The sequence below is a fragment of the Phyllobacterium sp. P30BS-XVII genome (assembly GCF_014138335.1).
Classification (GTDB): Bacteria; Pseudomonadota; Alphaproteobacteria; order Rhizobiales; family Rhizobiaceae; genus Phyllobacterium; species Phyllobacterium meliloti.
In genome coordinates this window covers 22,915-35,915 of the sequence record NZ_JACGXO010000011.1, presented here as the reverse complement: position 1 = coordinate 35,915, position 13,001 = coordinate 22,915, and the positions used below count along the sequence as shown (strand labels likewise).

The window sequence follows — 13,001 nt, the reverse complement described above, 5'->3', positions numbered from 1 at the left end:
CCTATAATTGATTGTGGTTTGAGATCATCCTTTGCCGCCAACCGTTACCGCACCTTCGCTTTTAAGCAGGTGTTCGAACAGCAACATGAGGATGACATTGGGGACGACTAAAATAAGTGAAACAACCGCCGCATTTGGTCGAATGAAATTATACCCGAGATAGGAATAGAGAATGGTCGGAACTGTCGTAAAGTCTGGAGCGCCTAACACGAAGGCGAGGGCGAACTCCTCAATACTCTGGATGAAGACGATGAGGAGAGCTGCCAAGATGCCGGGTTTGAGCACCGGTAAATAAGCGGCGGCAAAGCGCGCATAGTGGCTGGCACCAAGATCGCGTGCGGCGTCAATCAGATCCTGTCGAACCTGCGAGAACGAGACAGAAAGTATCCTGATGGCATAGGGCAGAAACAGCACCGTATGACCAATTACAATGCCAACGAACTTGTTGTAGACGCCCAGCCTGTAGAGTAGTGCGGTGAAAAATAGGGCAATGACAAAACCTGGTAGGACCAGTGGTAAAAGAGAGATGAACTGGGCGATCGCCTTACCTCTGAATTCTAATCGTCCGAACGCAAAAGCGGTGGGCATTGCAAGCAGCAAAGCCGAAATTGCGACGATCGGTGCTAACATGTAACTGTTACCGATTGCGCCTGCCAGATTGGTGGTTTCCCACATCTCGATCCATCTGCGCAGAGAAAGCTTCATGGGAAACAGATCTGGGTAACTCCAGGCCTTGTCGGGATCTACAAGCGACCACAAGATTGCCATGCCGAATGGCATAGCAAGCCAGACCAGCATGACGATCGCAACCAAAGTGACAAGAATGGGATTGAGGCGTTTGCGAGACACTAAGGCCTCCTTCGCTTAATTGTAATCTGTGCGAATGTCGCCAATAAGAGAGACCCTGATAATGCTGCGACCATAAGAATGATCGCAACCACAGCAGCTTCGTTCCATTGCCCGAATTCGTGCTGTACGGTGTACATGTGTTGTGCAAGTGAGCTGACATTTGTCGGACCAGCGACGACCTGGAACGAATAATCGCCAGCGGCGCCAATAAAGATAATAATAAGGGCCGCCTGCATTGCTTTCAGCGTCAATGGCAGGACGATTTTGTGGAACCGCGACCAGGCGCCGGCTCCAAGGTCGCGGGCGGCATCCAGCAGGTCGGAGTGGATCGATTGCACTGCACCGCTCAATAACAAAAGTGCAAAAGGCATATTCTTCCAGACCTGCAGGAACATAACACCAGCACCATAACGATCATTCTGCATCCTGAATGGATTCTGTATGAAGCCCAAGCCGAGCAGCACTTCATTCAGGAAGCCGTGGAACGCAATTACGTTGATGAACAGGAATGCGGCAACCAGTCCCGGCACCATCATTGGTGCCTTAAGCAAAGCGGAGAGGAGCAATGATCCCGCGAACGGTTTACGCAACCACAACGCAATGGGATAGGCAAGCGCGACAGAAACAGTGGCCGAGACAAGTGCGATTTTCAAAGAGTATAGAATTGATGAACGCAGCAGGGGGCTGGCCAGTTGTCTTTCCCAGAAACTCAGGGAAAATTCACTTTCTCCAGCGAAGTTGAAATAGCCAAACGATTGAGCGACTGCCGTGCCAAGGACAGTACCCACAAACAAGATAATCAGACCAACTCCGGGAAGCAGCAACAAAGCAATACCGGCTCTTTGCCAAATGATCGAAGTGCCGTACGTCATTTGATCGCCTCTAGAATCGAAAAATTCGACGGATCAAGACGCAATGACAAGGTCGAGCCGATTGCTAGCGGCTTGCGCGTCTGGATGCGATATGGTGCTCCATCGCGCGAGCGGATCAACACATCCGTTACATTGCCCTGAAATGCTTGAGCGGTTACTGTCGCTGTGAAGACATTTGCTTGTGATACATTGTTATTGATAAGTACCTCAGCATCCTCCGGTCGCCAGCAGATATAATGACTTGGCGCGAGGGGTGCTATGCGAGAACTAATGTCCATTTCGCCAATACCGGTGTGCGCGCGCCAAGTAGACTCTCCAACTTGCCGGATAAAATTCGCCTCAAGAATGTTTGCGATGCCAATGAAATTGGCGACGAAGCAGTTCTTTGGCTTGTCGTAAATATCGGACGGAACGCCGATCTGCTCTATACGGCCATTGTTCAGAACCGCGATACGATCAGACATGGCAAGTGCTTCAGCCCGGTCGTGGGTAACATATAAAGCGGTAAAGCCGTATTCAGCCTGTAGTGACCGTATTTCGTAGCGCACTTGCTCACGCAGTCTGGCATCAAGATTGGACAATGGTTCATCAAAAAGAATAATTCCTGGCCGCATGGCCATCGCACGCGCTAAGGCAACACGTTGTTGTTGTCCGCCAGATAATGCCGACGGCAGTTTTGCGACATGAGGTGCCAGGTCGACTTGTCTGAGTGCAACTGCCAATCTGGCGTCGCATTCAGCTTTACCAAGACGGCTCTGCTTTGGACCAAAGAGAATGTTCTCCGCGACTGTCATATGTGGAAACAGAGCATATGACTGAAAGCACATAGCTGTGTCACGTTGTTCAGGGGGCAACGCGGTCACATCTTTACCGTCAATGAGAAAGCGTCCTCGTAATACCGAATGAAAACCGGCAATGGCTTTTAGCAACGTGGTTTTCCCGCATCCGGAGGGGCCGAGTAAGGTCAAAAATTCGCCGGACGCAACATCAATGGTGATATCGTCGAGCGCCTTATGGCCATTGGGAAAAATTTTGGAAATCTGCTGTATCGCAAGGCTTGCCATTTCCCCTCCGTAAGGTTGCATCGTCCAAGCAGTAAATATGATTTAATTTACACCATGAATTTACATTAAATGCATGACATGAACATGACAAACGCGTATTTCTACCGCTGGTGGGACATTCGGCGTCCTGTGATGGAAGGCGGGTGTAGTTTGACGAATATGGTTGAACCCTGGTCGCAACCGATTAGCTTTACTGACATTGAATATGAGATAATCCGCTTTATTCGGCGCAACCCGCAGAAGAGTAGGACGGAGATCGCTACTCATCTCAATATTTCCAAATCAATGCTGACCAAGGCAGTCGCCAAATTTGAACAAATCAATCTCGTTAACGAAGAGCGATCGACACTGGAGAACGGCGAACGGGGACAGCCACCGATAAGGCTATCTCTCAACAAAGATAGGTTTCACAGTATTGGGGTCTATGTCAGCCAACATTACAGCGCGGTTGTGCGGGCGGATATTGGAGGAAATGTCCATCAAGCCTATCTGCGTGAGTTGGATGCGGAGGGTGACGCAATCACCGAGATCGTTCTCAACGATATAGCAAGGCTACTGGCGCAATCGTCAGTTCCGCCGCTTGGGATAGGATTTGCCGTCCCAGCTATAGTAGGTGATAATGGCAATCTGTTTGAAGTGACGCCGTCACAGGCAAAATTGCCATTGGCAAATCTCGCCCTGGCGATGCAGATTCGTTTTGAATTACCGGTGTATTGGGACAATAGCGCCTACTGTATCGCTGCTTTCGAGGCTCACCAGCCCAACCATGCTCGGCGCTGCATCTTTTACCTGACGCTGGATTTTGGTATCGGTGGCGGGTTAGTTACGAATGGGGTTGTGTTTCGCGGCGCTCACAATCAGGCTGCCAATATCGGCGCGCTCATTCCCGAAACCGGGCCCCGACCAAACCTTACCGATCTCGCCAAATATCTTGACTGTCCGATACATAACTTATCCGATGCGTTCCTGGCGACGCTTTTTCGCGCGAATGATCCGCAGCTGCTCGCCTGGATTTTGGACCGTAGTAAGAACCTTTCCATGCCATTGGCGGCTGTTACACAATTGTTCAATCCGGATTTAATCATTCTGGGCGGATTTTTCCCACGTGAGATTTTGGAGGAGATGAGCAAACAGATTGATCTAAGCGTCTTGGATACGTTTGGCCGACGGCCACTGATCAAGCCTGACATCAGCGTGACACGTCTATTGGGTCCATCAGGTATCGCTAAGGCTGCAGCTTTGTTGCCTGTCCAGGCACGACTATTAGGTCAGCGCGCTACACCAGAAGCTAAAGCATCGTTGCCTTTGACGCCGGTGCGGTAACTATCACACTGATCAGGTCGTACGCCGCCGGTCCGGGCTTCTGTCCAAAGCTAAACCGTTCCAGCTTCATATTTGGTTCGTCTGTTTCAGTCGCTTTGCTTCAAACGTCCGCCACATCACATGTGCGGATAAAACACTTCGTGATGTGAAGTGAACTTAATCGCTGAATGCCACCCAAATGCGCCTTGCGTTATCAATCGTTTCCACCACTTCCATGATGGCCATGTCTGGCAAATAGGCAATAGACAACGGAGCGCTAGTACAGTCTACAAACCGGCGATTGCCAGAATTTTCGTTGGTTGCAGTATCCAGACAGGTACGCCGTTTTTACGAAGCTAGGCTCATGCGCTTGCATTTTGGTCACTGGGGCCAAAGCAATGTGGATGCCTTGCTACAGCAGGCTAGACCCCACAACAATCCCAGAAAATTCAGTCGTATCACTCGGTCACTTTGCTAGCAGTGTGATTGTCGCCTCACGCCGTGTGGCATCGCGTAAAATCGTTGCCATTATGCAACATTGAAGGGAAGCATTTTCAAACTAGGTAGCACTGCCGATAGGAATTAATCCCTTAAATTGGCAACACTCCTAAAGCATTTATTGCGCTAAAAGGAGTGTATTTATGAATTTTCAAAGTCTTTTATTGGGATCAACTGCAGCCCTTATTGCATTATCCGGGGCCCGTGCGGCCGATGCGGTGCTCGTGGCTGAACCGGAGTCTGTTGAATACGTCCGTGTTTGCGACGCCTACGGAAAAGGTTTCTTCTATATTCCCGGTTCGGAAACATGCCTGAAAATCGGTGGCCATGTCCGCTATCAGGCTAAAGTTGGTGATGATGCTGGCTCGGGTGAAGATCTGAAAACCTACAAGCAATTCTCGCGTGCCACACTGCGTTTTGATGCACGTTCGGACACAGAACTCGGCACATTGCGGTCCTTCATTGAAGCGACAGTTCAGTATGATGATGATAGCAAGGCGAAGCTTCCCCATGCGTATATTGAACTCGGCGGTTTCCGTATTGGCACCACTGATGATCTATTTGGATCGTGGACAGGTTCTGCCGCCGACGTCATCAGCGACGATGTGATCAATTATCAGTCGGGCAAAAGCAATCAGGTCAGCTACACTTTCACGGGTGAAAATGGGTTTTCGGCACTTATCGGCTTGGAGCAAGGCGAAGGCGAATACACGGGCGTCGGCTTGTACGCGCACCAGCAGAGTGTGGAAGACAAGAATGCGAAGAAGGCCAAATACGCAATTGATGACTACGTCCCACACGTCGTCGCTGGAGCGAAATACGTACAAGAGTGGGGTAGCCTCTCTGTGGTTGCCGGTTACGATAGCAAAGCTGAAGAGTTTGCCGTCAAAGCTCGTCTTAATGTGAAACTTACCGATGGTGTGTCTGCTTTCGTCATGGCAGCTTATCAATCTGATGGTGATGTTCACTATGAACGCGTGAACGGAAAAGGCTCCAGTGTTCGCAAAGTCAATTACTTTGGTCAATGGTACGGAGATTATGCTGTTTGGGGTGGTCTTTCGGCCAAAATTTCCAATAAAGCAACGTTCAATGGACAAGTTGCTTACGAAGCAGATGGCACTGTCGCAGGTGCTGCAAACGTAAAGTATGAACTTGTTCCAGGCTTTGTCATCACGCCGGAAGTTAACTACACTGCTTTTGGCGGTGGTCGTGAAGCGGTCAAGAACACAAGTGACGCGTTTGGCGGCATTATCCGCTTCCAACGCAATTTCTAGTGAATTGAATTTTGACGGAGAGCTCAAGGACAGCGCCGTCAGAAGGCAAAGATACCAGGCCTCCAGTCAACATCTTTGCAAAAGAGCGGTGGATCCTCTCGATCCGCCGCTCTATTATTTTGGTCGAGGATTGGTGTATCCTCTGTTTACATCGTCAACCTCTGCTGTGTGGGAACAAATAAAAACACCGGTCTGATGGGAGACCGGTGTTTCTGCATTTTCATTCAGAGTGTTTATGAAGATCAACATCTTCAGACGTCATACTAGCAGCTGCCAGATATATGAAAACAAGTATCGCCACTCATAATTTTTAACCTGATACCAATGTTGAACGCCATGGCAAATCTGTTTGGTTTGTGTGCGTTGTCTTTGAATGGATGACTAGGCCCGTCTGGCCAGCAGGCAACAGCGGGTACGAATGATTTTCCCCTGTCCTTGCGGACCTTCCTCGCGCCTCGGGCGCAGAGCGCCCTGACAAAATCATCCGCTTGCTATTCCTGCGGAATGTCTTCGCTTCGTTTCCCGCTATCCTCCGCTCCGTTCCGGTCCCTTGGGGAAGGGCAAGAGGCCCTCCCTGGAGTGCATCCCAGCCCTTCGCCGGTGTGAACGGCCGACAGCTCTTGACTCCCAATAATGGTCTTTCAAACACAATCTTGATGATCTCGAAAGCCGCCGTTTAAGCATCCGTAGTTGGCAGCAATGCCTAAAAGTCGCTTTTGGTACGCTTCAGGGCCTCTCATTTTTACTGCAACGCTAACATGTTGAAATAGGGACAATTCACGTCTCACAGTTGAGTGCGGTGCGACGACACGCCAGATGCGCGGAATGAATTCTGTATATCGCGGACTAACAGTTCGGGCTGTTCAAGCGCGGCGAAATGCCCGCCCTTCGCCATATCTGTCCATCGATGCACATCGAATACTCGCTCGACCCATGAACGCGGTGGGATCGGTAGTTCCTTCGGGAAACGTGCGAATGACATCGGCACGTGTACATTGGAAACATCCGGAAATGAAAAAGGCCGCAGCCGATTTTCCTTGTACATCCGAAGGGACGAGTCGATGGTGTTTCCAAACCAGTAGATTGATACATTCGTCAGTAACACATCAGCTGATATTACCGTCTCCAGGTCGCCGTCACAGTCGGACCAGCTCGCGAATTTTTCGGCTATCCAGCCCAGCAAACCAACCGGGCTATCTGAGAGGGAGAATGAAAGCGTCTGCGGCTTGGTCGCCTGCAGCAGTGAATAGGCACCCTCCATGCTCGCGAACGTTGCGGCCCGGTCCAGGAATTGCTGTTCCTCGCTTGTAATGGCCGGATATTCCGCCCCCAATGGCGGTCGAAAACTTCCGGGGATGTAATTCAAGTGAATCCCTTCGACACAGCCCGGATAGAGAGCACCAAGCCAGGCCGTTACCCCCGCCCCAATATCGCCGCCTTGCGCAAAATATCGCTCATAGCCAAGTTGAAGCATCAGCCTCTGCCAGAGTCCGGCAACCCGTCGGGCATTAAATCCAGTTTGCCTTGGCGCTGCTGAGAAGCCGAAGCCAGGGAGCGAGGGCACCACAACGTCAAATGCGTCCCGCGGATCACCTTCGTGTGAGCCCGGGTCCGTCAACAGCGGTATTACTCTTTCGAATTCTACGAAGGAGCCAGGCCAGCCATGTGTCAATATAAGGGGCCGTGCATTCGGTCCCACGCCCTTTTTGTGAATGAAATGAATGTGTTGCCCATCAATATCGACAGTGAATTGGGGCAGCTCGTTCAATTGCGCCTCCCTCGCGCGCCAATCAAACGTGTCCGACCAATGTGTTGCAAGCCTTTGAACGAGTGCGAGGTTCGCCCCGTCCTCGTCCCCGTCCTGAAATATCGAGCCGGGCCAGCGCGTTTGGCGCACGCGTGTTTTCAGGTCCTCGATCTGTTCGTCGGCGATACTGATCTGGAAGGGCTTCATGCAGCAATTCCTTCAATTGTGTGTTCTGTACTTCCATCCCGCCGATCTTCGACTGTTCGGCACCGAGACAATTTGCGCAACAGAAAAACGAAACATCTTCATCGCCAGTTCTCTGTATCCACACGAGAAATTGAATCGGAAAACCAACAACAAACACGGACCACTTAAAAAATGCCACTTATTGTGCCGTTCCCATCGGCCAACGGGTCACAGGGATAATAGGACGCTCTTCTCCTTCTCAAGCACACGACGAGCTGCCGGCCGCTCAATCAGACGGTCTTTCAGGGTCATGAGATTGGTAAGTTCACTGATCGGCAGCCCGAGATCGCGTCCCCAAGAGAAGAACACGAGGGCATATGGGTCAGCGACAGTGAAATGACTACCCATCATCCACGTCCGGCCTTCCATGATGCGGTCCATTTCTTGGAGGTGATCCCAATAGTTCTCCTTGCTTTTCGCTTTTACGGCCGCAAACAGGCTCTTGTCCGATACCACCTGCTCAGGGTGGTAAAACTTTGTGAATGTAGGATGGACGGTACCGGAGAGCCAGGCACAGGTCGCAATTGTCTGCGCTCGTTCAAACGGATCTCTGCCGAGTAGTGCTCGATCAGGAAAAGCATTCCCGATCCAGCCGAGGATAGCGGTGGATTCCAACAGAACCTCACCATGGTCGAAGCGAAGTGCCGGCACCTTCGCCCGCGGGTTGATCTCTCGGTACTCAGGTTTGAACTGTTCGCCCGTCAGGATGTTTACCTTCTTCAATTCGAAGACAGCTCCCGCCTCTTCCAGCGCAACATGAGAAGCCATCGAGCAGGCATGCGGAAAGTAATAAAGCGTCAACATGTGGAGTAGTCCTTTTTAATCGGATGTGGCAATCATTGCTTCGTTCTATCTGTGCGGCGGGATCCGTTACCTATGCTTGGTTCGGTCCACAATCCGCTGCGGCTCTTGCCGCCTGCACAACCGTCATGGCGATTGTTTCAGGTTGGGTCATATAGATCGCATGGCTCCCAGCGACTTCAACGATATGCGCGCCGGCCGACTGTGCCATCTGTCGTTGAAGACTGGGGTCGACGAGCCTGTCGTCGGTGGCGACCACATACCAGCTGGGTTTCGCACGCCACGCGGCAGCGGTGACTTTGCCGGCCATCGATGCGATGGCCCAAGGCTTGAGCGCTGCTGCCATGAAGCTGCTCGTTTCGAGAGGAAGGTCGCCGCCGAAAACTTGAGGGAATTTGGAGGTGTCAAACAGGATGTAGCCATCGCCGGTCGGCAGGAAGGGTGGTTTCGATCCGCCCGGCACGTGAGTGGCTGTCAACGTCTGGACCGATTCTCCCGCATCGGCGACGAAGGCAGCCACATAAACCAGGCTAATGACCTTCGGGTCGTTGCCCGCCTCGGAGATGACGACACCACCGTAGGAGTGGCCCACAAGGATCACGTTACCTGGAGCTGCGTCGATCGCGCGCCTCGTATTGGCAACATCATCCTCAAGCGACCGGATGGCGTTCTGCACGACTACGACGCGATAACCTTCGCGATTCAGTCTATCGTGTACTGCTCGCCAACCCGAACCATCCACAAACGCTCCATGCACCAGCACAATAGTTGTGGCGGGCACTGCCTCCTTGGTATCTCCTTGCATTGAAGTCGTGTGGTCCTGTGAAAACTCTGTCGTAGCCACTATGCTGCCTCCTTCTCAATAGGGGCGAGGGTCTGCGAGGCTACAAAGAACTCGCAGCACCATTGTCTGCCGGCAGCACATCTAACTGCTGCGTCAGGCGCGCGGAACTACTCAAATTGGCAAGATATTATTTCATTAAATGAAAGTATTGCGCCCACTCGACGGTTTACAATGGGCTTAGGGCTATGACATAGCCGCGAGGTCGGTGCGAAGCCGCGGCGCGGCAAAGTCCAGGAAACAACGGAGTTTGAGCGGCAACGGCGCTTTCGATGTATGGAGCACGTGGACCGGAGAGGGGGCCGGTTCCATCTCTTCGAGAACGATCTGCAACGTTCCGGCCTTTACGGCATCAGCCACCTGGTAATGCAGGAGTTGAGTGAGCCCCACCCCCTGAATCGCCGCTGCTGCTGCCGCCTCCGGGGTTGTTACCGTCAGGCGAGACGACAATGGGGGAATGCGTGCGTCCAGTGAGCCGGGAACGCCAAAGCGCCACTGTGCAACTTGAATGGGCATGTTTATCGTAATTGACGGAAAGTGCGCGATATCATCAAGTGTGCGCGGTTCACCCTTGTCTACAAACAAACGGGGACTTCCACACAGCACCGTTCGGATCGATCCCACGCGACTGACGGTCATGGCACTATCTGGAAGCTGGCCAATCCGGATCGCCACATCAACATTTTCCTCGACCAGCGCCAGATTGGTGTCAATGAGCACCAACCGCACATGAATTCCGGAGTAACGTTCCAGAAACTCGGTAATGATCGGTAAGACATGAAGGCGCCCGAACATTGTGGGAGCTGTTACAACCAATTCGCCGATCGGCTCGATGAATTCGCCTACTACTTCGCGCTCCGCCTGTTTCACCTTATTGAGAATCTCTCGTGTGGCAGCGACGTATACAGCGCCGGCATCAGTCAGCGTGATTTTGCGGGTTGTGCGCGTCAGCAGGCGGGCGCCAAGCAGGGCCTCCAGTTCGGAAATCCGACGGCTCAATGTTGGCAGCGATACCCGCATCGCCCGGCCGGCAGCCGAGAAGCTTCCATGATCGACAACTTCCAGCAGCATCGACATGGCCTCAAGGCGATCCATCCAATCCTCTCAATAAATGGAATAGTCATTTCTAACCCACACATAGTTCATACGTGGTCGGAATGCTAGTTACGATCGGCGAACAGTTGTGAGGAGAGCATCAGGTGCCAGTGCCTCATGGCTTCATGGAGATAACCCGAACTCCGAGCGTAGAAAAGGCTGGTCGTGGTCATCTACGCCGGGATTACGCGGGGCCGCGAGTTCTATGAGACACCGTACAGGTGCGCTTGCTTCGCAAGTCTACGGCAGGGCCGGGCGTTGACCAGTATCCATTGGTTTCGCACCAAAACCCAGCTGGTTAAAGCCATTCAGCAAGTGATTAGTATACGCTCATTCGGGAGAACATGATGCAAAGCAGTTCCGTGTATACAGAAGGTATGCTGACCGGCATTCGGAATGACCGAGAAGGGGTCTCTAGCGGATTAGTGGCTTTTTCCGTCCCTTTCGGGGCCGGAACCTGTCAGGCACGTGTATGTAAGGAGCAGCATGTAGCGTTAATGTTGCTATCGGTCGTGGTTCGCAGCATGGATAAACTTCGCGACTTTTTACTTAATCACAGCTTAATCTCGATCAGATCCGATCGATCAATGGACCACGGCTCATCAGGCGGCAAAGCTTACATATTCCTGCTCTCATCGAACAGGCTGCTCACCTTCGCTTTCATGCGATGTTTCTTCGATTGCCGCCGGCTCGTGATCAGGCCGTTGCACTTTCGCATCATCATTGTCGGAAGGCTCTATAACCTGCTCATTGTTTGTGGAGGGAGATTGTTCGTCCTGATCAGCGATTATAGCTTCTTCCGAAGTGCCGACAGATGGTTCAGGCTGCGCGCTACTATTTTCCTCCGGCTCGCTAGCCGGGACGATAGGCTCAGCTACCCGGTCTTCTGCGACCGATGGCGCTCGTGCATTTGACTCAGCCGTTGGAGTTTCATCAGCAGTATTGTTGTTAGGCTCGATCTGGCCGCCAGTCTCCATCGGGGTGGGTATCGTTTCTGGAGAGTCCAATGAGGATCTGGCTGCCTCTTTCTCCAATTCATAAGCTGGTGTGGAAGGCGTGTAGTCCACCTGCTTCATGTCGATGTCAGTTTCTGCAATTGGCAGGTTCTCGAAATAATTTTCGGTTTGATGACTCTCGTCAATAATGACGTTGACGTTCTGTTCAGCGTAGTTGTTGACCACCACTTGTGTCGATGCGTCGATATTGATGTTAACGTTGACAGTGGGCGTAAACGGATCATCGTAGTAGCTCCAGTCTGTATAGGTGTAGTAGGGCTCATAATAGTCGGACCAGCAGGTCTCCCAATATTCATAGGTAACCCGTTCCACGACGAAGTAGCGGGTATAAGCCGGGTAGTAAGTCGTCGTGACGACCCGATAGCCGTCCATCCAGCCCATAAACGAACCGAGGAGAAACACGGTTCGCTGATAGTTTGCCTCATCAATACGGTCCTGTTCGACCTGGTCCAATTGGGCCGACAGTCTTCTGATATTGGCTGCGAGCTGAGTATTTGACCGTGTTTCGATTTGCAGCCTGTTCACCTGTGAACGAAGCTTGGCTACCTGCGCCTTAAGTTCTTTTACCTGCTCGAAACTTGCCTTCACGGGTTTTGATTTGACTGGTTCAACAAGCGCATAGCGCGTCCCATAGGCGGCCCAGTTCGCGGAAAGAGCCCGGACGCCTTCGCGCACCGTCGGATTGGCAATCCTGGCAGAATCCGAAATTGCTTCAATGCGGCCAACTGCAACAGAGAGACCGCTTGTAGCAGTCGTCATTTTCTTTGGGTCGCGGGAATTAAGACCTTTTTCAAGGCCCCCAAGTGCCTGCAGTGCTTCGTTCGTTGCTTTCATAAGCATGGCATCCGCCCGCGAGCCTTTTTTGGGTTCGTTTTTGTAAGCAACAAGAATAGTTGAAAGAGACCGGCGCATATTGAGTTGCAATTGGGCTGCATCAATCTTTGCAGATGATGCAGCTATAGCCGGACTGATCTCAAACAAAGGAACGGTGATTGATCCAGTCATGGCCAAAAGAAGGGCGCTGCTCAACATCATCGCTACACGGCGTGTTTTTCTGATCGAGTTCATTCTTTTCCTCTTGCGTATTGGGTAGGCGCGGGCAAGTTGCACGCGCAGCGTTGTGAGGTTCGGGCGCGGCGTTCGAACTGCTTCGGTTTGTCCTGATCGCCGTTTATTCAGGCCTGCGCGTTTGCTCTTGTGCTGAAAAGTTCATCCGCACTGCCCCATATATTCTCCCCTATGGAGAGGCAAAGAGTTAGGTTACGCCGGGTGTTAGGCATCGTTCGCACGAGGAATCGAACAATCGAGAAGCGGCCCTCCCCACAGTGCCTTGAATCTCAGGGCACCATTCTGCAATCGGAGTATTTCTCATACTGGCAATGTAGGTTGAATGGTC

General features: G+C 51.9%; 10 protein-coding genes. 2 read left to right on the top strand and 8 right to left on the bottom strand.

Features of this window, described 5'->3' with window-relative positions:
- Window positions 1–24 precede the first annotated feature (24 nt).
- The 3 genes from FHW17_RS23235 to FHW17_RS23225 are packed head-to-tail and all read right to left on the bottom strand — an operon-like array spanning window position 25 to window position 2,785.
- Window positions 25–849 (bottom strand): ABC transporter permease, encoded by an 825-nt coding sequence (locus FHW17_RS23235; protein ID WP_348643774.1) that lies wholly within the window; start codon window positions 847–849, stop codon window positions 25–27.
- Window positions 849–1,721: an ABC transporter permease gene (locus FHW17_RS23230; RefSeq protein ID WP_112526581.1), complete on the bottom strand. Its 873-nt coding sequence runs from the start codon at window positions 1,719–1,721 to the stop codon at window positions 849–851. The genes FHW17_RS23235 and FHW17_RS23230 overlap by 1 nt, the downstream gene beginning before the upstream one ends.
- Complete coding sequence (locus FHW17_RS23225; RefSeq protein WP_162700445.1) at window positions 1,718–2,785, bottom strand: ABC transporter ATP-binding protein; 1,068 nt, start codon at window positions 2,783–2,785, stop codon at window positions 1,718–1,720. The genes FHW17_RS23230 and FHW17_RS23225 overlap by 4 nt, the downstream gene beginning before the upstream one ends.
- 69 nt (window positions 2,786–2,854) lie before the next feature.
- On the opposite strand from FHW17_RS23225, the gene FHW17_RS23220 reads away from it, so the two are divergent.
- Together FHW17_RS23220 and FHW17_RS23215 are read left to right on the top strand one after the other, a co-directional pair.
- Entirely contained in the window at window positions 2,855–4,108 is a 1,254-nt protein-coding gene (locus FHW17_RS23220; protein WP_112526585.1) for an ROK family transcriptional regulator, read from the top strand.
- Window positions 4,109–4,728: 620 nt separating this feature from the next.
- Window positions 4,729–5,859 carry a porin gene (locus FHW17_RS23215; protein WP_112526587.1) on the top strand — a complete coding sequence of 377 codons (1,131 nt, stop codon included), beginning with the start codon at window positions 4,729–4,731 and terminating at the stop codon, window positions 5,857–5,859.
- Between the two features lie 784 nt (window positions 5,860–6,643).
- Here the strand turns inward: FHW17_RS23215 and FHW17_RS23210 are convergent.
- From FHW17_RS23210 to FHW17_RS23190, 5 genes are all read right to left on the bottom strand, one after another.
- Window positions 6,644–7,813, bottom strand: coding sequence for an epoxide hydrolase family protein (locus FHW17_RS23210; RefSeq protein ID WP_112526589.1), 1,170 nt, complete (start codon window positions 7,811–7,813; stop codon window positions 6,644–6,646).
- A 207-nt stretch (window positions 7,814–8,020) separates the two neighbouring features.
- Entirely contained in the window at window positions 8,021–8,656 is a 636-nt protein-coding gene (locus tag FHW17_RS23205) for a glutathione S-transferase family protein (protein ID WP_112526591.1), read from the bottom strand.
- 70 nt (window positions 8,657–8,726) lie between these two features.
- A complete protein-coding gene (locus tag FHW17_RS23200; RefSeq protein WP_348643773.1) occupies window positions 8,727–9,497 on the bottom strand; it encodes an alpha/beta hydrolase in 771 nt (256 codons plus the stop codon).
- A 183-nt stretch (window positions 9,498–9,680) separates the two neighbouring features.
- On the bottom strand, window positions 9,681–10,589 hold the full coding sequence (locus tag FHW17_RS23195) for a LysR family transcriptional regulator (protein WP_182510921.1): 909 nt from the start codon (window positions 10,587–10,589) through the stop codon (window positions 9,681–9,683).
- Between the two features lie 632 nt (window positions 10,590–11,221).
- The gene (locus FHW17_RS23190) at window positions 11,222–12,673 is read right to left on the bottom strand and encodes a hypothetical protein (protein ID WP_112526597.1); all 1,452 of its coding nucleotides are present in this window, start codon (window positions 12,671–12,673) and stop codon (window positions 11,222–11,224) included.
- Window positions 12,674–13,001 lie beyond the last annotated feature (328 nt).